The organism is Gimesia benthica (genome assembly GCF_009720525.1).
GTDB classification, from domain to species: domain Bacteria; phylum Planctomycetota; class Planctomycetia; order Planctomycetales; family Planctomycetaceae; genus Gimesia; species Gimesia benthica.
The window spans coordinates 4,969,022-4,995,267 of the sequence record NZ_CP043930.1 but is presented as its reverse complement, the minus strand read 5'-3'; the positions used below and the strand labels follow the sequence as shown (position 1 = coordinate 4,995,267).

General features: G+C 46.4%; 17 protein-coding genes. 8 read left to right on the top strand and 9 right to left on the bottom strand.

The window, feature by feature from the left end; all coding sequences use genetic code 11:
• Positions 1-157: 157 nt before the first annotated feature.
• Together F1728_RS19420 and F1728_RS19415 are read right to left on the bottom strand one after the other, a co-directional pair.
• A complete protein-coding gene (locus tag F1728_RS19420; RefSeq protein WP_155365454.1) occupies positions 158-1,549 on the bottom strand; it encodes a tyrosine-type recombinase/integrase in 1,392 nt (463 codons plus the stop codon).
• A gap of 328 nt (positions 1,550-1,877) precedes the next feature.
• On the bottom strand, positions 1,878-3,446 hold the full coding sequence (locus tag F1728_RS19415) for a tyrosine-type recombinase/integrase (protein WP_145043779.1): 1,569 nt from the start codon (positions 3,444-3,446) through the stop codon (positions 1,878-1,880).
• Positions 3,447-3,625: 179 nt separating this feature from the next.
• Between F1728_RS19415 and F1728_RS19410 the strand changes: the two genes are divergently transcribed.
• Positions 3,626-4,741 (top strand): hypothetical protein, encoded by a 1,116-nt coding sequence (locus tag F1728_RS19410; protein WP_145043780.1) that lies wholly within the window; start codon positions 3,626-3,628, stop codon positions 4,739-4,741.
• A 322-nt stretch (positions 4,742-5,063) separates the two neighbouring features.
• Here the strand turns inward: F1728_RS19410 and F1728_RS19405 are convergent, their stop codons facing one another.
• From F1728_RS19405 to F1728_RS19385, 5 genes are all read right to left on the bottom strand, one after another.
• Positions 5,064-6,401: a PrsW family glutamic-type intramembrane protease gene (locus F1728_RS19405; protein ID WP_145043782.1), complete on the bottom strand. Its 1,338-nt coding sequence runs from the start codon at positions 6,399-6,401 to the stop codon at positions 5,064-5,066.
• A gap of 73 nt (positions 6,402-6,474) precedes the next feature.
• On the bottom strand, positions 6,475-7,830 hold the full coding sequence (locus tag F1728_RS19400; RefSeq protein ID WP_145043784.1) for a GYF domain-containing protein: 1,356 nt from the start codon (positions 7,828-7,830) through the stop codon (positions 6,475-6,477).
• A 490-nt stretch (positions 7,831-8,320) separates the two neighbouring features.
• The gene (locus F1728_RS19395) at positions 8,321-8,962 is read right to left on the bottom strand and encodes a hypothetical protein (protein ID WP_145043786.1); all 642 of its coding nucleotides are present in this window, start codon (positions 8,960-8,962) and stop codon (positions 8,321-8,323) included.
• Between the two features lie 1,020 nt (positions 8,963-9,982).
• Positions 9,983-15,253, bottom strand: a complete 5,271-nt coding sequence (locus F1728_RS31750) for an FtsK/SpoIIIE domain-containing protein (RefSeq protein WP_228030247.1) — start codon at positions 15,251-15,253, stop codon at positions 9,983-9,985.
• The gene (locus F1728_RS19385) at positions 15,250-16,704 is read right to left on the bottom strand and encodes a hypothetical protein (protein ID WP_155365453.1); all 1,455 of its coding nucleotides are present in this window, start codon (positions 16,702-16,704) and stop codon (positions 15,250-15,252) included. The genes F1728_RS31750 and F1728_RS19385 overlap by 4 nt, the downstream gene beginning before the upstream one ends.
• Positions 16,705-16,925: 221 nt before the next feature.
• Between F1728_RS19385 and F1728_RS19380 the strand changes: the two genes are divergently transcribed.
• The 4 genes from F1728_RS19380 to F1728_RS19365 are packed head-to-tail and all read left to right on the top strand — an operon-like array spanning position 16,926 to position 21,274.
• Positions 16,926-18,977 carry an ATP-binding protein gene (locus F1728_RS19380; protein WP_155365452.1) on the top strand — a complete coding sequence of 684 codons (2,052 nt, stop codon included), beginning with the start codon at positions 16,926-16,928 and terminating at the stop codon, positions 18,975-18,977.
• On the top strand, positions 18,970-19,887 hold the full coding sequence (locus tag F1728_RS31340; protein ID WP_194242445.1) for a hypothetical protein: 918 nt from the start codon (positions 18,970-18,972) through the stop codon (positions 19,885-19,887). Before F1728_RS19380 ends, F1728_RS31340 begins: the two co-directional genes overlap by 8 nt.
• 3 nt (positions 19,888-19,890) lie before the next feature.
• Positions 19,891-20,703 carry a phosphoadenosine phosphosulfate reductase family protein gene (locus F1728_RS19370; RefSeq protein ID WP_145043802.1) on the top strand — a complete coding sequence of 271 codons (813 nt, stop codon included), beginning with the start codon at positions 19,891-19,893 and terminating at the stop codon, positions 20,701-20,703.
• A gap of 7 nt (positions 20,704-20,710) precedes the next feature.
• Positions 20,711-21,274 (top strand): HNH endonuclease, encoded by a 564-nt coding sequence (locus F1728_RS19365; protein WP_145043804.1) that lies wholly within the window; start codon positions 20,711-20,713, stop codon positions 21,272-21,274.
• Positions 21,275-21,480: 206 nt separating this feature from the next.
• Here F1728_RS19365 and F1728_RS19360 read toward each other — a convergent pair whose 3' ends face one another.
• Together F1728_RS19360 and F1728_RS19355 are read right to left on the bottom strand one after the other, a co-directional pair.
• The gene (locus F1728_RS19360) at positions 21,481-22,629 is read right to left on the bottom strand and encodes a cysteine desulfurase family protein (protein WP_145043806.1); all 1,149 of its coding nucleotides are present in this window, start codon (positions 22,627-22,629) and stop codon (positions 21,481-21,483) included.
• A 158-nt stretch (positions 22,630-22,787) separates the two neighbouring features.
• The gene (locus F1728_RS19355) at positions 22,788-23,462 is read right to left on the bottom strand and encodes a hypothetical protein (protein WP_145043808.1); all 675 of its coding nucleotides are present in this window, start codon (positions 23,460-23,462) and stop codon (positions 22,788-22,790) included.
• A 990-nt stretch (positions 23,463-24,452) separates the two neighbouring features.
• On the opposite strand from F1728_RS19355, the gene F1728_RS31745 reads away from it, so the two are divergent.
• The 3 genes from F1728_RS31745 (at position 24,453) to F1728_RS19340 (ending at position 26,211) form a co-directional block, all read left to right on the top strand.
• A complete protein-coding gene (locus F1728_RS31745; protein ID WP_145043810.1) occupies positions 24,453-24,704 on the top strand; it encodes an IS66 family transposase in 252 nt (83 codons plus the stop codon).
• Positions 24,705-24,900: 196 nt separating this feature from the next.
• Positions 24,901-25,263 (top strand): IS66 family transposase, encoded by a 363-nt coding sequence (locus F1728_RS31740; RefSeq protein WP_145043812.1) that lies wholly within the window; start codon positions 24,901-24,903, stop codon positions 25,261-25,263.
• A gap of 510 nt (positions 25,264-25,773) precedes the next feature.
• Positions 25,774-26,211 carry a hypothetical protein gene (locus F1728_RS19340; RefSeq protein ID WP_145043814.1) on the top strand — a complete coding sequence of 146 codons (438 nt, stop codon included), beginning with the start codon at positions 25,774-25,776 and terminating at the stop codon, positions 26,209-26,211.
• Positions 26,212-26,246: the final 35 nt, after the last annotated feature.

Below are 26,246 nucleotides of genomic sequence, written 5' to 3'. Positions count from 1 at the left end.
TGGTGATCATTCTTTTAACAATGCACGGCTTTAGAATTGTTTTAAATTTTTAATCAGCAGGATAAGTTCTTGCTTGATTGAATCGGTCAGATTAACGCTAATTCAGGGCAAAGTGAGCCGGTTTTGAGCCACTAGATAGTCGGATTCTTTCTATTGATCAAAAACGCTTTCTATTTAGTCCTTTGAGCCAGTCTTCAGCTACCTTTTTCCCAGCACGGGGAATTAATGCATTTATAAGCTGCTTTCTTTTGGTTTCAGGACGTGAATGTGTATATGTAGCAGTCATCCCCAAACCATGGCTCGCTCCATTCGTCGCGGAAGTAGAATGCCCCATCAATTCACTGCGGATTAACGGATCCACGTTACCATCCTGCAGGCATGTGGCAAAGAGGTGTCGGAGCGATTTGGGAGCGGTAAGCTGTGGTAGATTAATTTGCTTGGTCAGCTTGATAAATTCCGTTCGTATTCGATCGGTTTTCAACGCACCACTATCGCGCCAGATCGTTCGTGAGAGTTTCATCCATTGACTTCTATTGATGGCCTTGCCGGAGTCAGCCTCTTCCTGAACTACCCGTTGCTGGAGTAATTCTTCAAGTTGCTTTTCAGTTTGGCCATTTAGCTCAGGTGTTGCTGAGGCTGATAAATAACGTCGTTGCAAAAAGACTGGCCCCGTGAGTCGATCACCAACTGTGATTTTCAGAACGTCTCTCAGTTCATCAATCAATGGGATTTCACGTTCATTACGTGTCTTGACCTGCCAGCCTAAATGAGGTTTGTTTCTGACGAAGAGCATTCCTGTTTTCAGATCGAGATCGTCTGGTAACAGCAAGTGCGTGAGTTCTCCTGGCCGGAGCCCCGTCAGCATGAGCGTGAGAAAGATAGGAAACTGCCAGTCATCGCAGGCTTCCAGAAATGCCTTTTCCTGATCGGGACTGAAGATAGAAACAGCTTTGGCATTTTCGATCGGGATGCGGTCCAGGTCGAGACAGGAGAACGGATTTTCGGCATAGGGAGAAAGGTGCCGTCGTTTTATCGCGTAGCCAAACATGCTTCGGCAACATTGCAGGATGTATTTGATGCCTTTGTCGAGCAGGGGGCGTTTCTGCGAATTCTCATGACCATTGGGAGCGACTTTGATCGTACGCAGATAATGCACGAACTCTTCTGCATGTCCGACCTGGAATAGTGATGTTTTCGAAGCAACTCCTTTTTGCGCAATGAAGTTAATCAGATGAGTTGTCGCAGCACGGTAGCGGCGGATGGTCTGTAATGAGGACCGCAATACTTGTTCATGATGGTTGAGCCATCTGGTTTGCAAATCATCGATTTGAACGGGTTCAAAATTGAATACAGAATGAGTGTGAGACTCTAACTGGGAAGTAATACGCGCGGCCATCTGCCGGGCCTGTTCTTTGTCCGGACCAATTTTGGGTCGCAAACGCTTGCCATTTTCGTGGTAGGTGAGGTACCAGATTTTCCCGCGCAGATCGCCGCGGACTTTGCCGATTCGGAACGAAGTCTTCCGATTTTGTTTTGATGATTGCTTCATCAGCAGAACCTTTCAGAGAACCCCCGTGCCACAAAACGCCACAAAAAGTGCCACAAATGGGAAGCTCTGGAGCGGTCCAGAAAAAGCAAATGCCGCTGAGTTATAGGGTTATAACTCAACGGCAATCAAATAAGCGGAGAGAGGGGGACTCTCCGCCTGGGTGGTTTCAAAGCTGATTTTAACGCGGCGAAAATAAACCTAATGGTGCGTAACTAATTGAAAATAAAACAGTTGCTTACTTCGATGGTTTTTTGGTTCTGCAACCACACACTTGATCCGGCTGTCTGGCGTTTGCACCAGTTGTGCACCAGCGGTGCACCAACCGAATTTAAACATTCTGACCACCTTCAGGTAATGTATCTTGTACTGGATTCGATCGACTTTGGCAAGCACTTATTTCCGACGTTACAAGTTGTTCCGTGCGAGTCTTAATCGCCTCCAGCAGGGGACGAATCTTGTCGTAATATTTAGCGATTTCTTGTTTGGGATTCAGGCCGGAATACACGTTAATAATGTCATTCACAGCGTGCGCAGTTAGGTACCGTAATTCTAAAAATGGTACACCAGCTTCTTTCATCTCCTGTGTTATGGAACCGCGGAAGTCATGTGGTTTACCAGGTTGACCTTTTCCAATTACCTGACGCAGTTGTTTTCCTACATAGGCACTGGTAACGCCACCAGCTTTGCTCAAGAACTTACGGAACGCAGCTTTCCGATCCTGGCTGTTAAGAATAGTACCTTTCGGAGCCTTAGCTAATTCATGTTGATACTGTTGTTCTAAATCTGACTTCGAGTCGAATGCATATCTTATTGAGGATTTCCCTTGGTAAATCTTCCGATTCAGGAAAAGTGGACCTTCAACCCGCTCTCCCACCGACATACGAAACAAAGGTATCAGATCTTCAGGAAACGGAAATTGAACATCAACTTTTCCTTTATTAAAGTCTGATCCTCCAAAGCGACTTCCGAAGTATACCTGCTGCTTTTCGAAGTCCACATCACTGACGAGGAGGCCTGCGACATCTTCTACACGGAGGGGCAATACGAAAAGTATGCTCAGTGATTTGAATTGCCAGTCATCCATGGCATTTAGGAGCTCGATCCTTCGCTCAAGTGGAAATACACATTGCCGGAGAGGATCTTTATTAAATGAATGTTCAACAAGGTCGGTCGAAACAGGATTGACAAAATCAGGTGGAAGATTGCGTACGTCTGCTCTACAGGCCCATTTTAAAACCATCCTTAACGTGTCCAGACAATTTTGTATCTGACGTGCGGACATCGGTTTTGTGGGAGCATTTGTGCTACCGTTCCTAGTCACCTTTCGGTTGAATAGAAATTCGACTAAGCCGAGAGCAAAGTCTCTGTTGAGTAAATTTGCAGCGGGCCATTTTTTAAGTGATTGAGCTAATTCCGCATAATCCAGGGCAGGTGCAAGCCGATTCATATAGCTTCTGGTAGTTTTTTTCCCCCGGGTTTTGCGTTTTTCGCTCAAGAATCTATCACAAAGTTGGCGCAGAGTCAGGTTCGGAATTCTTCTGGTTTTTAATATCTGCTTTCGGGCGTCACTCGGGGGAACAAATGTGCCAGAGTCAAGCCTATGCAGTAATTCTCTCAGCTTAGATTTGGCTTCCTGTAGATCTGTTCCTAGTGTTTCTCCAAACGGTCTTCTTTCAAAACGGCCACGCGCCAGATATTTCCCATCTCTTTCGTAGATGTGGACGTTGACACCAACACTCGTTTCATGGGTATGATCTCCCATCAGTTCTGAACGAACCATCTCGCGAGATTTAAAGGGTGACTTTCGGACGGTCTTTAAAGAATCATCAGGAGCAGCATCCTGACGTTCTTTTTCCCGATCAGGCTGATTAGAATTTATCTGCACATCTGTGGACATCAGAAAACACCGGATAGTTAGAAGAAAAAATAAGATCCGGCAGAAATATTCCAAGATGGACGGACAATATCGAGGTAAGCGTTTTAGAATTCGTTTACCTCAATTGGGGAGTCATTGATTAGATTATATTTATTTGCACCTTTGTATACATCATGGCATGCTGTTGAAGGAGGCTCAGAATGTCGCAGGACTCAAAGATTCAAGAAAAGAACCATACCGCTTGGGACGAGCTGAAGAGGCGATATCCAGATCGATTATGCCTGGATAAAGATGTAATTTATGCCTTGCCAGTTGATTTTATACATGCCCTGAATAAACATCTTCCCGGTCTGTGGAGTAAACAAGAACTTCAGTTTGAGTATGATCTGAATGAGATCGCAGGGATGGGGCTCTTTTTAAAACAGCCTTTTTGGTATCCCCTGCTAAAAGAATATTTTCCTCCTTATAATGACGGTACCCGCCATTTCCAGGCTGAGCATACTAGAATCAGTCATGATCTTCGTTTAACGATTGAAGATTGCATGAGAAGCAATGGTTGCTCTGAGCTCATGATCAAAAACTATTTCAAGGAGGAAGAGAAGTATAAGTTACAGGCCCAGGAACGCCAAATTGGATATGCTGGCTGGTTGGTGACTGATTCTGGGTTTCAGCTTTCCAACACAGTGTTTCTGGGGGAGTGGTGGGGAATGATTCAACAAAGGGGGGAGTTCCCTAGTGTGCCTCCTATGAAGATGCTGAGAGACACTACCCCGCTGCCCAAAAGTCAGAGACCCTTTTATGCAGGTTATACTCAGTTTTATTACGATTGGAGTCTGGAAAGACTGGCGACACCACATCTTCCGGTTCCGATGCATTCGAATCCAGTCGGGGCTTCCCAATACAGCGAGAAAGTCGATGGAGCAGCAGGACTGACACTGTTTATTCCCTGGTATTTACTTGCTGATCAGGATCTGAAATTACATGACATCGCAAATCATCATTTGATGTATGGTCATAAAAAACATCTTCAGGGTTGGTTCGGCAAAGATAATCCGGGAGAAGATAAACCAGGGTGGGGATACAACAGATTTTCGACCATGCTGAAAATGTTTGTTTTCCTGGAATGTGGTTTGTATGCCAGATATAGAGAGCGATTGAACCGAAAGGTAAGAAATATCGATGAAGCGTTTACAGAATTCCTAGAGGGTGCTGAGCTCGATCCATTAGAGTTGGATAAAAATTTTCAGAGTACCCGAAAAACCAGACAAGAATTACAACGTCGATTGAAAAAATGTCGGGAAGCAGTGGGAACATGAAGTCAATAAACAGTCACCAAGTACTAAGAATCTGAGAATTTATCGTCCCATTTAATCGGCTTGGAAAAGCAATAGATAAGCATTTTCCATCCTATTTATTATGACACGTTTTTGGCCAAAATTTAGGTCTACAGTGCTACTGATAAGGATAAGGCGATCAAGACAGAGACGATGGGGAAAAAGATGACTGCCACCAGGTGAGAAATAGCGAAAATATGCTTCATTCAGCTAAATATTACCAGTTTTCCGTGTTGGGTCCACGATGCGCCTCTTGATTCCGCTGTTTTGCGAGGCGGAATTTGAATTTAAGGCAACAGAGTGACTACTTCGTTCCAGTTGAATCCGTACAAGGCAGGTTCTGAAGCTCTGATCGAGCGTCAAATACTCGTACCGTGATAAAAACTGTCAACCAGGCCACTAATAATCCCAGGAACAATGACCAAGTAACGAGCACATTATAGAGACTGTGCAAGATCATCGAAGAGATCACCGAAACTAGAATCAAAAACGTACATTCAAAGATATCTTCTGGTGGTTTATGAGTATTATCATCTGGATTTTCTATTAGATGATAAAAACAGGCAGCAGAAATAATCGTCCAGCAGCCATGAAGCGTCGCTACTGAGAAGAAACGAATCAAATAGATCGAGAGCGACATTGCCTGGGGCTGATATACCTGGGAATGGTACAGCACTCCCTCCACAACACCGAATCCGAGCCCTGACATGGCTCCTACAAACAAGCATCTCTGCTTCCAGTCCCCCACGGTATGTTTCGCCACGTATAATACTGGAATGAGTTTCAACACTTCTTCGCATAAAGCGACACTTGAGAACATTGCAACTAAATGGTAAAAGAAAGGTAGGCTCGCTCCCATATCTTCAGGAGAGATTTGGTTATAGCCATTTCCGATTAACCAGGTCAGACACATAAAAAGTTTGAAACGCCCCCCGCCGGACTGCATGACCTCCGTAAAAGGAGTTCCTGCATACTTGGAAGCCATTTCTTGGAAGAAAAAAAGCAACGGTATTGCAATGATGAATGTAAAGACGAATACACTGATACCGATCCCATAATCATTTTCTTGGGGTTGAATCAAAACAGAGAAGAGAATGCCACCGATGATTGTCGCAATGATAGCAAGGAACCAGGGACTACCGGGAGTCGAACCAAAGTCTGGCAGAAAAAACGGAACCATTATCAGTAGGTATAAGATCCAGCCCGATTTCACGTATTTTTTTAGGTCCTGGAGATTCTGGAGATAGGGTTCAAATGCGACATCAGCGCCGTAGGCAATATTGGGATAAGGTTCAGATGAGGTGATAGGTTGCCCCTCTGTATTTTCTGAGATTGGTCTCCTTTCTCTACCTGGTTGAAGAGTTAACTCTTCTGGTGCAGATCTCACCTGAAAACGATCATCGGTGGTGTTGATCGGGGGAGGTGGTGGAAGTCGTGATACGGCAACAGAAATAGCGTCTGCGAACACTTCCTTCCAATCTCTAAGTGGTCTCCACTCCTCTCCGCCAACCGGACAGGCAAGGTTATCCGGAAAGAGCTCGCGTGTCCTGATTCGTTCGCGTACGATATCAACGTCATACGGACCGTCTGGCCTCTCACCGTTCGAGATCCACCATTTTGGTTTGACTATTCGATCTGGCATCGCTGGTGTTCCGCTAAAAAAAAATAAATCACATCTGCAATTTAGACTTTTTGATAGAATTCCTGTAACTGAATCAGGAATGGCTGTTTCTCCAGTTATAAGTGAGCACTCCGATGATGATCAGAATGAACACAATTCGGCCTCCCGATTCACCGAAAATACTTTGTAGTAACGAAACAATCAGAGTAGGAAGATTATTTCTCTTGGTTTCAGTCTTTTTCTTTGAGTCTTCAGGAGCTGGATTGGGCTGTGAGTTTTCTTGCTTCACGGGAGCAGACGAGAGAGAGTTGTTTGTCGGTGTGATCCCATAGTTATAAATAGAGTAATCTCGTTTCAGCGGGCTTTTACCTTTTGCGGTTGAAGATTTCTGATCAATCTGCCGCTGCATTTCGTCTGTGATCCCCTTGAAAAAGGTCAACATCGATGTGGGGCCGTTATCCAGGGGTTGATTGTTGAAGTGTGTAATGATCCAGCTGTCAATTTTCCATTCCCCCTTAACTTCTAATAAATGAAAATATCCATTCAGGGTGAAAGCACCACCATTTTCATCCGGCATAGTAGATCGGTAACCAACTAAATACCCCCCGACATCGGGAGCAGCTTCAGCTTCGTCAGTCAGTTGAAAGTATTCAATCTCATTTTCGTCTTCCTGTGATTCTGGAAGCTGCTTGGTAAGAGTTTCGAGAAGTTCAAACTGCCGAAGAATCGGAGTCATGTTAAGTGTGGTATATTGTTTTGCTTCATGGGGAGAATCAGCGGCTAGAAACTCACTACAGACATCCCGTGGACTAGTTGGAAGAAATGCAACGGCAAGTCCAACCAGCTGAAGCAGGGCCAACGGAGATCCGGCTAGACAAGGGACTAACCAGCTACCAGGGCTCTTGTTGGTCTCCGTAATCGAATCAAACTGTTCCTGCTGTTTTTCAAGGAGCAAATACCAAAACGCGAACGCAAATCCCCCCAGCAGCAAGATTGAGACAATCAAGGAGCTTAAAACGAACTGATCAAATAAGATGTCCGCAACGAGCCAGCCGCATCCCAATCCGACAGGTGCCCAGACTGATATTTTCTGTTCCAGTCTTTTGCTGTTAAGAGCGGTTAGAATCCCCAGCCACAGAGGGCTGAAAAGCAATCCCAGGTACCAGAGATGAGTCGGGTTCCAGGGAACATTTCCCGGTTTTTGTGACGGTAACGGAGGGGGAAGCGGGATGTGTTCAGAACGATCTATAGTTTCAGCAAATACGTCCCATTCTGTGAGAGGTTTCCACTTACTGCCTCCAACGGGACATGCCAGTTGATCGTGACGTAGGTTGGACTGAGCCACCCGAGCAAGAATTTCATTAACAGAGAACGGACCCTCATGCTGATCGCCATTCGCCAGCCACCATTTGGAATCTACCCGTGGGAACTCCATATCACTCACTCCCATCAAAGGACTTCTCATTTCTATTCAGGAAATGAGAAACTGTGGATCGCGAGTGTCGATAACGCTGGTGAGCAAAAAATAAGGACGCTGGACCAGGCCCGCTCCTCAGACCCCGACCAAGGGGCGTACAGAACAGTACCTGGCCAACGCCCCGTACGGGGCGCGGCTCAAGCACTGCTTCTGTACATACAAGAGCTTTGTGAGCTCAGGTTGGTCGTTTCTGAGGAAGCAGTTCTTGACGCTCGCGCGTCAATCAAGTTGTATTGTTTTTGTGGTCAATCTAAGCCACGATTATTGTATCTAATACTCCTTAAAGATAATTTGGGGCATTGATTGTTATTTCATCATTACAGATTTCGCTCTATATATGCCCACCAGTGAGTTGATATCCCGGTTGTTCCAAAGACCATTTCCCTGAATCTTCTTTCAGAACAGCCAATTCAAACTTTCTGCAGGCTTAATAGACTTTTTCTGATCGTTGTTTACATTTAGGCTACCGTGTCAATTTCATAAGAGTTTCAAGTGCAATTTCCACCTCTTTATCAGTTGGGGCAGCTGGAATTGCAATAAAGTAGTCATCATCTAATCGCATATAGTCTTTTAGAGGCTTCCCGGTTTCCGGAGAAAGATCAAGATAAAAATTACTACTCTCAAAATCTCGATCCCATAATACTTGCTCTTCTAAGATATCTAAGTTTATTTTCCACTCATTATAGTCATGATTATTAGTATCAGGTAGATCTTCGAATCCAGCTTCCGCACAGGCAGCTAGGATGAGCGATCTCCAACTACTAATCTCAGCTATTTCTGGTTTATCATTGAAATTTGACTCATCTAATTCAATAATAATATTGACCCTGATATTCGCATAGATTGCACCAACAGTTCCCTCATTTATAGCATTCAAAGAGGGGTAATTATCAGTTTCAGTCAGCAGGTATCTTGCAACTTCAGCTAGAAGAGCGATTCTCTGGTTACAGGCCAAATGATCAAAAACACGGACGTCGTATTCCCATTGTTCTGCATATTGTAGATGCTCTTTTCTGAGCATGTCACACATTTGGGCAAGTGATTCACGTATCAATTTAGCCTCAGCGCATTTTAGCGTTCGAACTCCAGTTTGTGTTCTCCACATTTGTTTTTCTAGAATATTTATTCATGAGTAATCAGGGTTGATAAATCCATGTCACGGGCACTAAATAGAAACAAACGACAGAGGAATTCGAGTCCCTAAAGGATGATACTTAGAACTCTTGATGCCAGTTACAAAAAATACAAAGGGTGAAATAGATAACCCCTTCCTCTCTAACGAAATCCGCAAATCGCGAAAGGAAGGGGTATCGTGCGCCAGCTTTAGTGCCTACTATAGAGGATAATGCCTGCTACAGAACCGATGAGTTTTAATATATAGAAATGTACATGCGTGTCAAGGATTTTGAGGTTTTGAAATTGATTTTTCTTATTTTGATTGAAAACTTGAAATCCTTCTTCTTCAGCAATACAAACATCCACAGTATCACGCGGCGGACTACATGGATGAACCAATTCTGCTCGGAAAAAGACACTGTCATGTCAACCTCCGCGCTACCGGATTAATTCGGTCATCCGTGATCTTCAACACATCCCGGTAAGGCTCTGATAACTCTTATTTGATCTACTGATCTTTCTTGAACACCAAACTTCGCACATAGCTCAGTACGATATCACCTCACTACTCGTTATGCCCCAAATATCTCAGTCAGGGGGGGCAGCAGTCGTCTCGACCTGAGAAAACATGGAACTAGACTGACCAACTAAAGATTTTTTGTTTTATCTGCAATAACCAGTCGTTGCAGAATCAACTTCCCAATGGCCTTAGGATCGCGGTCACCGATCCAAAAATAGCCGTCATTATCAAAAAGACCAAAGATCGTAGTGTCGTCAAAATGCAAGGGCATTACAGAGGAGTTGGGTGTCTGTTTGCCACATTCGAAGCATGCACCACTATTGTTTGAGCTTGTTTTCTAACCCATGAATGTCTGTCCAGAATTGATTAAAGTCAGCAATACATGCTTCCCACTGAACATCTTGTATAACTATTGCTATCATAATAAATGTTGAAGGAACTCGTAGGCCAGAACGCTTCATTAATTGGTTACTGAAATAATGCAGTTTTTTATCGTTTTATTGTGGCTTCAATAATTGCATTTGAGAAATCATCCGATGCGAGTGGGACTTGTGCATATATAAGACTAGATTCGCCTTCAAGTTTTGCGAGAAGGTGTCCTTTGCCGAGTAGTTTCTCAGCACCTTTCACTCCGAGAGCAATCTCGGACGTGCCATCGCTGTCAACGCGGAGTATGAGGCGGTTCCCGAGATTGGCTCTGAGCTGCATGGGCATCACGTTAGCATCGGGACGTTGGGCGGCAAAGATGAGGTAGATGCCTGCGGCACGGGCTTTGACTCCTAGACGCTGGACCGTCGTTGAAACTGCGTCCTTATATTCTTCGACCATCATCCATTCGGCGAATTCGTCGTGGATAAGCCAAATGGTAGGCATCCGATCAGAAGCGTCGACTTTGGCGTTGTAAGACGTGATATTGTTGGCGCGGGCGTTTTTGAATCTCAGATAGCGAGAATCCATTTCGACTACGAGCTTTTGTAGCCGGGTAATTGCTTCTTGGTCGTTGACAATCACGCCGCCACCGAGGTGTGGTAAGTCCTCAAATTGGAAGTAATCGACGCCTTGCTTCGGATCAATCAGCACTATCTCGGCTTGTTGCGGCGTGTTTGTCGCAGCAATGCCCAGCAATATGTTCTGCATCAAAACCGACTTACCACTACCGGTTGATCCAGCAATAAGCGTGTGCGGCGCGTGCTTTTGACTTGGGTCAAGGAATAAGATTGAACCATCGTTCTCCTGTACTGCAATGGCGATATTCTGATTACCATCGCACTTTACATGAGTCCATTGCTTCCAAATCGTAGCAAGGTCGACAACTTCTCTCTGGGGACGTGCGATTGCGATTGAAACAATTCCTGGCTCAGGCTGGATTGAAATGATATTCAGTCCGTGCGTGGTCATAAATTCTGACTGACGCTTGGCAACCTGATCGATTGTTAAGTGAGAACTACCCTCAAACTTTAAGAGCGCAGCATTCGGCGTCATCGCTTCAGACTTCAGTTTGGCTTGCAAATTGAACTGTTGAAGCCCCGTCTTCATTTGTTTTACAGTTTGGTTCAGCCACTCTGTATCTGCTTCGGTAACTTGACGTTCCTCAACGTGACGATTGACGACTAACTCTAGGCTACTAAAAGCCCATATTGTCCCATCAGAACTATCTATTGGATCAACAATAGTTTCAGCGATCCCGTTGTCAGTCACTTCCAAGGAGCTGTTGTTTTCTAGAGTTTCATTGGTCCGAACTGGCATTTCGATTTTATCAGGTGCGTTTTTTGGTGTATGGGCACTGATGTCGCCTGCACTAGACCGCCGCGAAATGGTATCCACCTTACGTTTGACGGATGTCGGCGGAAGGAATTTGTGGTCATCGTCTGATGGTGGAAAATCAAATTCACGATTGCGCACATCTGTCGGATTATCATCGTTCCAATACGTGAGAATTAAATCACGAAGCTCTTTGCGGGCGAATACCTCCTGATAGCAATTCTCAACCTGCTCCAATGGGAATGAGTTTGTATCAGAGAAATCTGAAGAATGGACGAAGATGTGCGAGTATCCTCGTAACATGATCTTGCATTCACCGGCGCGTATTGCGTGCCTCCACACACTGACTTGTGGAGATTGTCCTGCGGAAAACTGAACGCCATCAAGAACCAAATCAGAAAGTCTTGCAAGCCACAGTTCACGATCCAGACGGTTGGGGTTACCGAATAACGCTTCGTAGATTCGTCGCACAGTGTCACGTAATTGCTTTTGACTCTCTTTTTTCTTCGAGGCCAGACTAGAATCGTTGATGAATTTGGCTTCAGAAACCACGATTGAAATTAGCAAACCATCATCAGATTCTTCTGGGCTGACTATCATGAGGTCGGCAATTTGTTCCTCGCGTTGACCAAGCCATTCGGCATAGTCATCAAGGAAATACCATCCGAAGTAGCGTTCTCCCGTAAACTCATGACGAATCAAATATCGACTCAAGACGACTCCGATCAACTCGTTAGCACTTCGGCCTCGCTTTGCTGCTCGAAGAGCGAGATCGCCTGAGATCGCATTAGCATCGTCAATCAGCTTCTCAGCTAGTTTGTCGTAATCTTCGTCACTCAAGTCTAAAAGCAACTGGCGAAGACGGCTCTTGAGCATCGTCTTGAGCAAGCCAGAACTAGCCTTGGACGAAATCACAAGGTTACGGCCCTGGGTTGCGGATTGCTTGTATCGGATGATGCGGACGCTTTGGTTTTGCAACTGTCGCCGATCAAGTAGTTCATCGTAATTTACAACCCAGTTTGCAAGGTTATGTGTTTCTTCAAAGATTTGAGCAGTCTGACTGTTGCTGAAGTCAAGTTGCCTGACAGGTAACAGACGAGCGTCTGGATTTCCGTCCCAGTCCCCTTTCTTGAAAGTGGTCACTGCGGTAAGAAACGCCCAAGTTTCTTTGCTTTGCACCGGACAACACAAGTAGACAATGGATTTCAAATCGTCTTTCGCTGCTGGACGACGACGTGACCAACGTGGTGGAATGAGTTCATCGAGCGGAACAGGGCTATACGCTTCAAGACACCAGTCAAGCTCGGCATGGCGAGCAATCACATCTTGTGAGAACGATACATCATAAGGGCAGCCATCTTTCGGATCGGGCGGGGCTGCCTGATCGACGAGAATACCAATCCTCAGCCTGGCCAGAAAATCTTGCGTAGCTTCACTGGGGCTGTAAGAATCAACGTCCTCGTCCGCTGACTCGATTATCTCTTGATACAGGTGTCGTAGTCTCTTGGATTCAGTATGACGCAGAATTATCTGGCAGTGAACCTCTTCGTCATCTTCATGCAAAGTACCTATTTTGTTTACGACGGCTTGTGGCAGCTTTGATGAGTCGCTGTTGAAGAGAACGAGTGACAAGTTCGCCCGCTCATGCGGATGCAGCTTGACGTACTGATTAAGCAGTTCTATGACTCGTGCTGCGGCAGGCGCTGGATTCTCATTCGTCGCCGCAATCCGTTTCTTCTGCTGAACCGGAGGTTCGTGTAAGCTATAGTCGCCTACCGTATCAGTAACCGAAAGCAAGTGCGCTTCATTTTCTATCCATCCGATTACAACCTCCGGATAAAAGGGGTGTTCCAATTCGCGGATCAGTTCCTTGAAGTAAAGACGTTGGTCACCGAACTCAACTTGTTTTTCCGTCAACAATCGTTGGATGATTTCTCCAACGAGCTGAGCCTTTCGAGCAATCGCAGCCATCCGCAGTGGATGCCACGGAGCGACAACGACTGTCGCAACGTCGGTATCAATCGCAACGGAACCAATTTCCAATAATGGCCGTAGAAGTAGTTGGCGATTGCTGTCCCCTTTTGCGTCGGTGTAGATCGATGTCAGCAGTGACGCGTACGATCGAAGCTGCTTTATGAGTGCCTCACCCGTGACTCCCAACTCGGTAAAGCCCTGTATTGCCTTGACGTAGTCGTCGACAAACAGGTCAAACTTCTGTTCCAAGTCTGCTGCGACTGCGTCAGAAACTAAGCCGTTGGATTTCACCGTCGCTAAATTGTCGCGCCAACAAATTTGAAGATCATCTTTTTTATTGTACGCTGCGACGAACGAGCCTTTGTTTCGGTCGTAAGAAGGTCGAAAAGTACGCACATCGGATAAGCTGACCGCCTGATAGATTCCCTTCGAGCTGATCGGATCGAGACCAGTTTGACATCGAACGAGCGGGTGCTTCACCAACCGCTTCCAGTCAGCCACAAATTCACTGCTGACCGAACTTGGATCATAAAACCATACGAGCTGAGTAGATGACTTATCGGTTGCACCTTCGGACGTCTCGGTTTCGACCTCCAGAAAGAACTTGAGTTGCAATGCCTTTTTGGCTTGTGACGTGTTTAGTTTGATCTTCTTGTTGTCTCGCCACTCTTTAATCAGGTCCGGGAATTCAAATAACTTGCTAACATCCCATTTCACCTTGCTGCCCAGTAGCGACTTCAGTCCTGCGTATCGGGTTGCAAAGTATTCACCAGCTTGAATGTTCAGGCCTCGCAAGTCTCGTTTGTTCGCGCTGTCACAGCGAATCAAAAGTGTACGCTTCTTAGCTTCCGACGCTTGGTTGAATAGGGATTCGATACCTGCAGCCAAACCAGCCACGAAATCAGTGCATTCTCTCGCTTGACCGTAAATGAACTTGTCCCAAGCGGATCGGAGTTTACGCTCGTCCTTGATCTCGTTTCGGTGTGATTCGTAGAAAGCCTGGTCTTCCTCGTTTGATTCCCCAAGTTTCTTGCGTTTAGCAAGTAGATCGAGGTAATCGTTGTCTTCTTCACTCAGTAAATCGGGGCTGAGTTCATCATAGAATTGCTTAGTCTCCTCACCCAAATTCAACTTCACTCGACGAAGTCCATCGAACAGGGGCCGAACGTCCTCCCATTCACAGTTTGCTAACGCAGCAGATTCTTGATTCCAGCCGCTTGGAGCTGCGATAAATCGTTCGATGATCGGGTGCAAGTGTTCGCCGATGTCATCCCGCACCTTTTCAAACGACTTTGCCAAATCCTCTTCGTTAAGTAAGAGTTGCGAAGGAGTCTGCTTTTCCAAGAAGCAGGCATTCTTGCGATACACTCGTGTAAATTCTCGATTCCATGCCGACTTGTGAGTTCGAGTGGTTTCGCTAATTTTGTCAAAGAAGGTGGAATCTTTTGGAAAGCGCAGAGCTGGTAAGGCTTGCCCTAAAGCCGTTCCGATTGGTAGCCCCTCGGTATTGATTAGTTGCCGGGTGCGCACGATGAATTCCGCAAGCCGCTCCAACGCGACGACGCGCAATTCAAATAATCCGGTGATTGCTTTTTCCCACCATTGCTTGTGATCATCAGAGATCGCCAACCCAGCACTCGCGGCAGCGATCCAAAGATCAGGGCTTGATTTCAATTCATCGGCACCGATCCGGACTAACTCCTTTAGCGATTGGTCCTCGTCGTCACCGGTACTGGCGACCAGTAGAATCGGCTGACAGCATTTGTAATTTCGGAAGTATGTTGCTGGGTCGGTCGTCAATACTTCGTTAGGGAGATCAGTCTCTCCGACAAAGTCTTTGTTGATTTTAAGCTCAACAATGTGTTTCAAAACATTGTGATTCAATACTGCTGTCGCAATCTCAATTGTCTGATGAGCCGAAAGGTGGTCGATCATCAAACGAGCAGTGCCTTCGTCATTCACATATTCGATTGTTGAGTCAAGGTGTCGAGTGAAAACATCCCCTATCAATTCGGCAGGTGTCATCGGCTCGCCTCCGCATAAGGATTAAGAACGTAAGCACAGGCATCTGATAGTCGCTTGACCATTCCGAGGCTACTAAGTCGCTGTTCCAATCGGATTGCGTTCGCTTGAAACACCTTCTTGTCGAAGTCGGTATCTTCCATCACACTTTCTGCTTCACGTTCGCCAATCACGATTCCGTACCGGTCAAATAGCAACCGCAAGAACGCTTTGAATTCCAGACGATCTTGCACGTTCGCCAAAATTAGAGCCTTGAGAAACGCATCGTTCGGTGCATATCGGAGTTTATTAGTGCCGCGTTTGGAAACGAGTCCGACTGATCTTCCATACGAACGATGAACGTTCCCTGCGTTCTGACGATGCTTGTTCATTGCCCTCTGACGAAGACTTTTGATTAGCGAATCTGGGTCTGGCGGGCCAGCGTAATCGCTGTCATCACGGGGCCAAGCGACTTCGTGGTTTAGCAATTCCTTGCACCTGGGGTACGCATCAGTAGTCATTGTGGCGTTCTGCCACTGATCCGATTTTGGGATTACATCAATAAACGCAGTAATCGCACGTTCCGAAAGCTGACTGTTGGCCTGGAAGCTCTGAATTGACAGCTCTCGCACAAGTGTTTTGCGGGGAGCGACGATTTCACAGACCATGATGGGGCGATCAGTTCCTGTAACCTCATGTGCAACGGTCAGCTGATACAACATTATGTGAAGTGCTGACAGCAACGTGATATGTGGGTAGGCATCGAAACGTGGTAACTTCAGATCAAACACATGCAATATATCTTCGCCCAGAAGATCGAATGCAGAGTGCGCCTTGTATGGCAGAAAACTCCTTCCTTTTGGATCAGTATAATCGTGCTTGCCATGCTGGAGTTGTGCGACTAAGGCATTCCAAGGATTCTTACTTGTGACTACGCCGGCAAGGTGTGGCTTCAGTTGATCGGCTGACGTCGATCTGCAGAGCATCAGGTAGAGCAATTCACCAGTACGGCCAAAATTGATGTACTCACGAGATGGGGTTCCCTTGTTTGTGACTCGGACATCTTCGTAAAGGCATTCTTCACCAAATGGAAAGAGAAATCTCGAGGACCACCGCCGATTTGATTCACTTTCGACGGTCGCCGAACGGAGCATCGCGATCAGTTTCGTAAACTCCTCAAAACTTGTAAATCGCTTTGCGATGTAACTAAAGTCACGTTCGACGATCCCGCGAGCATTCTCCTTCATCCATGTTTCCCACTCTCGCCAAGCGCGACTGTCATCCGGAAATTTGTCAAGGATGTAGGGCATGATCTGATTGTTGTACAGGATGTTCCGCAGCATCATTCTCCGATACGGCTGGAATACTAACGGATAGAACTTGCCTTTCTCATCCAGCAGTTGACCATTGCGATTAGTTGATTCAGCAATGCCAAGCAACTCAAGGAAGATCAACCAAGGCGTCTGGTTGTCCAAGATTCGGTGACCCCAAATCGTCAGTCAATGCGCATCGGCATTCTGCAGGTAAGCGGTGAGGAGGCGAGCTGCGTCGTAGAGATACCTAATAACAAACAGGCAGCAGCACTGACAAACAAAATGGAACGCCTATTTGAAGAGAATCCCAGTTTAGCAGTCGCTGTAGCGTCGCAAGTCATATTGACACATCTACCCTCAGTTCTAGGGGTTAAGAGTTAGACATGCCATTCAAAGTGACAGCCCGGACGATTCTGCAACTCGGGGGTGAGCTAATCAGCTCCGATGGGATTGCGTTTTACGAGTTGATCAAAAACGCTTTCGATGCTGGCTCCAAGAGAGTTCTTGTCGATGTTGTTAGTCGCCTCCCAGTTGAGACTGTTGAATCGATTTTGGATCAAATCTCCAATGTTGGAGAAACAGATTCGCCTGACGTCCAACGCCGCGATAAAGGACGTGACGTCGCTGCTGAGACATTGACGCGGACGAAGAACCTGATCCGCGAGAATGCGGAACCGACAGCTAAAGGCATCGTGGAATGGCTTGGTGATGTCGAAGCCACCTGCGATCTGGATGAACTTGCATCGCTATTGCTGGACGCGAACTCGATTAGTTTCACCGATTTCGGCCACGGCATGTCACTTGAAGATCTAGATACCAATTATCTGACCGTTGGAACCCCGCATCGAAAACTCGAACGACTCAATTCAAACAAGACAATTCTCGGAGAAAAGGGAATTGGTCGTCTGTCGACAATGCGGTTGGGAAAACACCTCTGGGTGCGTACCGCTTCTGAAGCAGACCAGTATTGGAATGTGCTTGAAATTAATTGGGATGACTTTGGTGATGAACTTGGACAGCTAATCGAAGATGTTGATGTTGAACCTAAAAAAGGAGAAAAAATCGGTGCTGGGGAAAAACGGGGGACGATGATCTGGATTTCGCGCCTACACGAAAACTGGTCCTACTCCAAGTTGGCCGAAATCGCCAATGATGATATCGCGAGGCTCCTCGATCCCTTCATAAGTAGCCGACGAATCTCTGTAACACTAAAGTTCAACGGGCAACGAGTGCCTGTTCCCCGAATGAACGAGATATTAACGGAGAGATCTCACGGGATCCTTGAGACTCAGTTTGAGTTAGTGGAGCGCAAGAACGGCACAAAGGATGTCAGGTTCAGTGGACACATCGACTACCTCGTATCGAGTGCAACTGGGGAGAAACTACGCGATCGCCGTGCCACGTTCGACTACTGCTATGATGATTTGTGTGGTCTGTTCAGCGACCTTCAAGCACTGTGTGAAGTTACCGACGAGCAAGAGTTAACCGACTTGCTCCTCACCACGACAGGAATTGTTACTCAAGACCCAAATTCCATCTCAGATGAGCAAGTCGCTGCACTATTTGATTCTCAAGACCAGTTCAAAGCAATTTCTCAGGAGATTAGTAATGTTTTCGCTGACTTCAACCGACGGCGGAGTGACCTGAACGCTATCATTGAAGGAATCAAACTATTTCCGCGAGTAAAGGTCGAAACATTCGCATCGAAAGAAGCATTGGAAGGTGTGGATGGCCTAAGCGTGGTGTTCTTGGACTACGATCTCAAGAGGGGCAAGAAAGAATCACAGGAAGTTGCACGTGATATCTACAAATCACACCGCGCATTTATTGTTCTCATGTCAGATAAGCCAGATGTGGAACAAGATGAAGAAAATTTCCGGCGGGAGACGAAGCTTCTGCGAGGATTTTTCAGGTACTTGCCCAAGCACAGACTTATCGATGCTGAGACTGTCTATCGCACATTGCTTTTTGTTCCTGACAATTCAGACGTGTGCCATACTATTCACGAACTTGTTGATGCATTAGAAACTACTCTTGGCGGTAATATAAAGGAGTTGGAGCTGAGTGAGATAAAGGAAGAATTGGTACAAGGGCAGGCCGTTCGACGATTCATGAATGTTCTTCGCACTTTGCCATTACAGGACTACGCAATTCTTTGTGAATTAACATTGGTGGATGAGGGACATCCACTTGGCGATTACATTCGACGGCTCTTTGGTGCTTACCTTGTTGATCAAGTGTTTACCACAGTCGCTGTTGCTGGAAGCCTGAAAAGATTGGATCAGTTGAGATTTACCGAGTTTCTTCCAGTTGCCTCGAATCCGTCAGACTCATTGAGGGAATTATATGCTGCATCACTGGTGGAGCCTATTACAAATGCTTGGGGATCACATCCGTGGGAAAAAGAAAGCGCTCCCGGAGATGTTGATGAATGACTCCGATTCACAGGATGGATACGAAAATGTCCTTCAAACACTTAGAATGGAAGCCATCGATGATCGCGATCTCCCTTTCGTTCAGTTGGGTGACCTTTTCTTTCACAGCACAGACAGCATCGCTTTCGCAGTTGTGAATGCGTCTTGTGACCTACAATTCGTTCCTGAACATGTATGGAAAGCACGGAAGGTAAAAGAGCGGGACGCACGCACACGAGACAGGCTAGATTCAATTCTGCTTGTGCCGGGTTCGTTTCGCGAACCGACTCAATCGCCAAGAAGCCAGCTTACCACTGGACTACTGCGGATCGACTCTGAATGGAAAGCAGTTGATTGGTTCCCCAATCAGATGATTTCTATCCCCCATGGTGCCATTCGACGCGTACTTCAAGATCGCGGATACCGGCACGAATCCCGCCTTCAAATGTCCAGAGCTATTGAATTGCAACAGGCGTGTTTCGCACAGCACAGCCGGGTTGGGTTAGAAGTGCAGCCGCCTTTGCATCGTGAAGTGGCAATCAAGCTGTTTGCAAATATCAACGGCGACTTGTTTCCGATCGGAGAAGATTCCAAAATTGAAGCTATCGCATTTCATTCACGCCAGAGCCGTGTTGCGGTAATCAAGTATGATTCCCTATCACTACTCAGGAAGGTTGTGCTAGAAACGTCGGAGGTGGCAGCAGCACACGACGGAATTAAGACGCGATTCTTCAAATTGCACAAGTTGCCAATCGTTGTACCAGACAAAATTGTCGTGACTGACTCCACGAGAAGTAACATCACGAAGTTGAAGGTGTTGGAAGATAACGTGACCAGCGAAGTTCAACAATTTGGCGTGTCGCTGGGGGAGCCTACTCACCGCGACAAATTAAAGAAAATTTCAGTTGTACTTTCTATAAGCGAGAAATAGCACATGGATAAGAAAAGACACATCCTAAGTCTTTCCGGCGGAAAAGACAGTGCAGCGCTCGCAATTTATATGCGAGATCGCGTGCCGGAGATGGAGTACATTTTCCACGACACGTTCAAAGAATTGGATGAAACTTACGAGTATCTTGACCGATTGGAAGCGATTCTTGGTAAGCCGATACTCAAGAGCAATTCGAATCGTGGCTTCGACCACTGGTTAAAGGTCTACCGAGGGATGATCCCGTCGAATATGCGACGATGGTGTACTAAGAACCTCAAACTGAAGCCCTTTGAGAAATGGATTGGCGACGATCCTGTCGTTAATTACATCGGTCTGCGGGCGGACGAAAGTCGCTCAGGATACATTAGCGCGAAGCCGAACATCGAAACGGTGTATCCGTTCCGTGAAGACGGCCTTGTATACGAGGATGTGATGCGCATCTTGGAAGAGTCCGGTTTGGGATTGCCGAAGTATACAGATTGGGGAAGGACGCGATCGGGTTGTTTCTTCTGCTTCTATCAACAGAAGATCGAATGGGTGCGACTGAAGCAGACCTATCCGGATTTGTTCGAGCAAGCAAAGGCCTACGAGTTTGACCAGTTGAAGTACAACGAAGATGGTAACGCGTTCTACTGGTGTGGCGATGAAACGCTCGAAGCACTTGAAAGGCCTGAGCGAATGGCTGAGATCGAACGACAATGGGAGGAGAAGAAGAGCAAGAAGCGAAAATCGCCAAAGCTTATTCAGATTCTCACGGATGTTGAGTTTGAAGACGACCCCGGGCGTGAAGATGGCTGCTTGATCTGCCAACTGTGAGGCATAAATGTTTATTCATGAGGCTGCTGAAAAAGCTCTGAAGGAACGAGGCGTACCTACTCATGTATCAATGCTACATAGCCACATAGAAGATAAAGGATACTACGAGTTCGGGGCACAAACCCCTGAGAAAGCACTTGCAATCGAACTCAGTCGAAGATCAAACAACGTCGACATCGTTCATTCAAGTCTAGGGAAACGATTTTATCGGGCTGCCCCTGCCACATACGGACTGATTGAATGGCTGGACACGAGTGAAGAACAAACTGGCGATTCTCAACTATCTGTTGAATTTGAAGGCGACGTTCGTGGGATACTGCAAGGCGAACCAACATCAACAACGAAAGAGCAGTTGATCCTTGCCCGCGTCGGACAGGGACAGTTCCGCAAAGGAGTTCTTGCGTTATGGAACGACCGATGTGCGGTGACTGGTACAACCTTCGCTGTTAGGGCATCGCATATAAAGCCTTGGCGAGATTGCAGTGATGACGAACGCATTGACCCAAATAATGGATTGCCACTTGTGGCAACACTTGATGCCTTATTTGATTCTTATTTGATTCTTATTTGATTCTTATTTGATTCTTATTTGATTCTTATTTGATTTCGTTTGACACTGACGGAAGAATCATACTGAGCACTCAGTTGCCGGAACATGAATGGACTTTTCTTGGTATCGCAAGCGATTTGCGATTTCGAACCAAGCCGACTATCGACACCGAACAATACTTGCAGATGCACCGTGAGCACCTGGTCGTGTGACAAAATAGAATGGCTTTACTCTGCACGATATCGCGTGACGGCGTTGAAGACTGCATCAGCTGCGATGAGTACTTCCTGTTTGGTGTTTCCCTTCCCGAATCCGAATCGCAGGGAACACTCAGTAACGTCAGGAACCTTCGCCAAACTCGCTAACACATGGCTGGGAGCGAAATCCGCGACATGACATGCCGATCCCGTGCTGGCAACCAGCTCGGGCAGCATTGTCAGCATTCCTTCGTTATCGGCGCCATGAAAAGCAATGTTGCTAATGTGTGGCAATCGATTGGTAGGTTGGCCATTGAGCGAGATTTGTGTCAAGCGATCAAGAAGTATGGCCTCAAAGTAATCCCGCAGTTTTGCCGTGTCTTCGCTCCACCGACAGTAGTTTTCGACTGCAAGTGAGCACGCGGCTCCCATGCCAACAACGCAAGGGACATTCAAGGTTCCAGCACGTAACGATTTCTCTTGTCCACCACCAAATTGGCGTGGTGCGATCAATTGCTTTTTGTTTAAATCACGAATAAATAAGGCTCCAACACCCTTTGGCCCGTAAAGTTTGTGGGCTGAAAAAGTCAATATCGAAACGGGAACACTTTCTAGGTCTACCGATACCTTTCCGACTGCCTGTGTCGCATCGCAGTGAAACACAATGCCGCGCTCGGCGCATATTCTCGCGATTTCCGCGATAGGCTGGATCGTGCCAATTTCATTGTTTCCCCACATGATCGATACAAGCGATGTGGAATTCGTGAGAACGTCTTCAAGCTGATGAGCATCAATCTGTCCAAACTGATCGACAGGTAGATAGGTTACCTGCCATCCTTTCGACTTCAAATATTGGCATGGTTCCAAAACAGCAGAATGCTCAGTCACTTGGGTGACGATATGCCTTTTATTCAGAGGGGTCTTCTCTGCCAGACCAAGAATCGCAAGATTGTTTGATTCCGTTGTTCCACTCGTCCAAATCAGCTCGTTCGGTCTGCAATTGATCAGAGCAGACACAGCTTCACGGGCATCACGAACAGCTCGCTGGACAACTCCACCAACTAAGGGATGTGGTGTTCCAGGATTACCAAAGGACTCGCGCATAAAAGGAAGCATTGCATCCAGCACACTCGGATCAATGGGAGTCGTAGAACAATGGTCAAGGTAGATCAATTTCATAATTAACTTCTATTTGATATTGCAGCAAAACGATCAGTTTACGCTTTGCGGCTTATATTGACAAAGCATGCTTACAAAGTCCGTCGCGAGGCGGAATCTACCTTGAGGCCGAACGCCCCTAACTCAGAATCGCCTGGCTCAGCATCATTTCTCTTAGACTATGGCAAGATCTCCGTGTCTTCCATTGCATCCAAAAAAGGCTTAGCGCCGCGATAACGATTGATCGTGATCTCAATGGGAGCCAGCGTCACTGTATCGATGAAACTGATTTTCCGCTTGCCAATTGCGATGAGAAACCCACTCTTACAGCACTTCGGCAGGGCCTTACACGAGAAGTAGACTTTCGTCACACGCCCTTGCTTCAGCAGCTTGGCAATGGTGAAGACCTGTTTTTGCGCTTTCATCCGCTTGGTTATGACGGCGAGTTGCCACGGCTTGGTCCCATACTTCGTCGTGAACTCAGATTCAAATTCGGCACGATAATGCTTCTGCCACGTTAGGATCTCCGTTACCACTGCTTGACTGCGAATGCTAAAAGTCAGGTCCAACTGAGTTCCAGGGGCCAAAATAATTCCCGTTTCCGTGCACGGATGCTTTGGCCAAGGAGGTCCAAGTTCATCGAAGAAAACTCGACTGCCATTATCGTTTTGGTAGTAAAATACTCGTTCGCCACAGACGGGACAAGTTGCATTCGGCCTGACGAAGCATGCCGCAACTCGTCGTGTCTTGGTGAATTCAGGAAACCGTTCAAGAAATAGCTCTTTGTGTGGTTTGGTCTGTACTGATGACGGTGTATAGCTGTAAGTAGCATTCGCACTGCCAGGCGAAGACACTCGCCTTCCTCGATGGCCGTAACCGCCAAAACCGCAGGTACAGCCAGGGGAATGATTTTTCGAGTTGCACATTGTCTAGCTTCCCTTCATCGCCGAACGTCATCCTTCACCGAACAAACAGATCCATCTGGAGTAAATTCGGTCACACGCTGCGTGATATCGCTCTGCTGGATCACAGCGCGATTGGCATCATAAATTATCGACACGTGCAGATAATGCCACCAACTCGCCCTCTATATTGGTGTTTTCTCAGCCTACCCAAACGATTATATGCTGTTAGTAGAGCCAGTCTTATGCGTCTATTCAAGCATACCAGCGGAATGTGCTGAAATAGGTTCAATTGATTGCAAAATAAGCCCTTAACTTACATCACAATATTGCCCCTTGCTGCTCCCCCAGCGAAGTACGGGATTTAGACACGTCCTCTGGCGATAAGAAACCGACCAAACGTGGCTTGTCAAAGCCAAGAAAAGCCTCTTAAGAGGAGCACACCGCATCTTCCTTTGTTTGCTCCTCGCCGGTCACGCACAGATTCCTTAAGAGCGAACGGCAGAAAAGCGGTAAATGGCTACTAAGTTAACGGCTTCGGACAAAATAATAGGACAAGTCAAAAAAGTTTACATACGGATAGTTCTCAGAGAAAATTAAGGATTTCAGATAACATTGAGTTTATTCGGGTAGTGTTGTTACGCTATGCTTTGCAGTTTCACCCGATTTAACAACTCAGTTCACACAATCATCGCCCCATCTTATCTCACCATTCAGTAGACCTCCGACAGATAAATTTCTCTCGCTAAATCATACGAAATTGAGGACTTCTCAGTCACCAAATAATTCTACGTTGTCCTTACCCCACTTGTCCAACTAAAAGTATTTTTCAATAAATCCCAAGTGGTTTCATGTGGTTCTTCTAAACTGTACAGTTCGCTTGCTGCCATTCGGTTAATTGTTTATCCCACCCCATAGCCTGATAGACCATCTTATGAGGGTGTGCTTTCATATCGCAACCGATCAAGTAGGTTCTGGGTTTACTGTGGCGATCCCGGGCATCCGTATTCCGTCTATGATTTTACCCCAAACCGGGAACGTGCCGGTCCTCAGGCCTTTTTAGAGCACTTTCGCGGTTATCTGCAGGCAGACGCGTATGCCGGCTACGAAGAACTGTACCGGTCAGGCAGGATTCACCAGGTTTTGTGCTGGGCGCATGCGCGACGCAAGTCTTACGATGCGCGGACCGTGTAGCCGGAAGCCGCTCACCGGGCATTATCGTTTATCCAGTAGTTATACGCGATTGAACGGGAAGCCGGCGAGTTGAAGTCGGATATGGAACAGTCGGCGGACCGCGAACGCTGGTGGCAACACCGCCGACAGTTGCGACAGGACAAGGCGTTACCGATTTTGGAAAAGTTTTGCGACTGGTTGACGGAAACCGCGCAGTCTGTTACCGAAAAGCCCGGTGGCAGTCGCGATTCAATATCTGTTAAGCCGCTGGTCCGGGTTTACGCTGTATTGTACGGAGGGCATTCTGTCGATTGACAACAACCTGGCCGAACGCACCTTGCGTCCCTGTGCTATTGGCCGGAAGAATTATCTGTTCGTCGGCAGTGACCGGGGCGGCCAAGCGGCCGCAGTGCATTACAGTCTAATGGCCAGTTGCAAAGCAAACGAGGTAGAGCCGTTTGCCTATCTGCGTGATGTCTTGAGTCGAATCACCGATCACGCCACCGATCGTCTGGAAGAACTGCTGCCGGACCAATGGCTGAAGCAACACCCCGAAGCCCATTACACCCGCCGACGCTGAACCGACCGTGATTCAGTTACTCATGACTCTCAAAGGCATATCTTTCGATGCCCGTTGATAGACCGTGTATTTCCTGAAACGGTTACAAATAATCTGGAGGTTGCAATTATGATTCCTGATGGCGACTACTTTTTGATTGCTGATGACGAATACACAAATTCTATCCGCAGGGATTATTTCTGCAATACGTATTCTGGGCAAACTGGTGTCTCAGTCCCAAGGTATGATTAAAGGAAATTGCAGTTGTTGTTCTTACAGGCAGTTTAAAAAAGGCTGCATATCGCTCAAGGGTTCTTAGGTTCAAATTAGCAAATGGTAAGCCTAGTCTTATAGGAAAAACCCCTTGGTCTTACCTTTCAAAAACTGGTGGGAAACCTACAAAACATGCGAGTCCAAAAAGTTGAAGAAGATACATTTTTAGATGAGAACAAGAAGGAGAGAGGTTATGCTCATAGAGGTGAATCGATCGGTAAACAAGACGTATAATATGACAAAGGTTGTAAATATAAAATGTTGGATCGACCAGGCTATGCAGTGCCGAGAAGTAAACTCTTAAAGCGGCTGCCGATGCAAACGAATACAGTAATAGATGCGCTTCAAATGCAGATACAAATCCTATTTGAATTCCAAATCACTGATACAAGTAAAGCTGGTAAAATTATCAAGAAAGAGCAGAGAAAAATCATCCGATTTCTAAGTTATGTAATCCTGATTTTTTTAATGTTTTATATACTGAGCATTGGTCCTGCTTATGCGATAGTTACAAACTCAATATTAGAGAGTGCACACCCTAACACCTTGATTCATCCCGGAGTAACTTCCTTTTTTGGTGAATTTGAATCATTTGAATTTTTTTATTCTCCCTTGTTGTGGATTGGAGATAAAAATCTAATTATTTACGAGCTACTTGCTGACTACATGGAATTCTGTCATTCATTATTATTATAACTAGATTCTTAGGACGTGCCCCCTTTGAGGTAGTC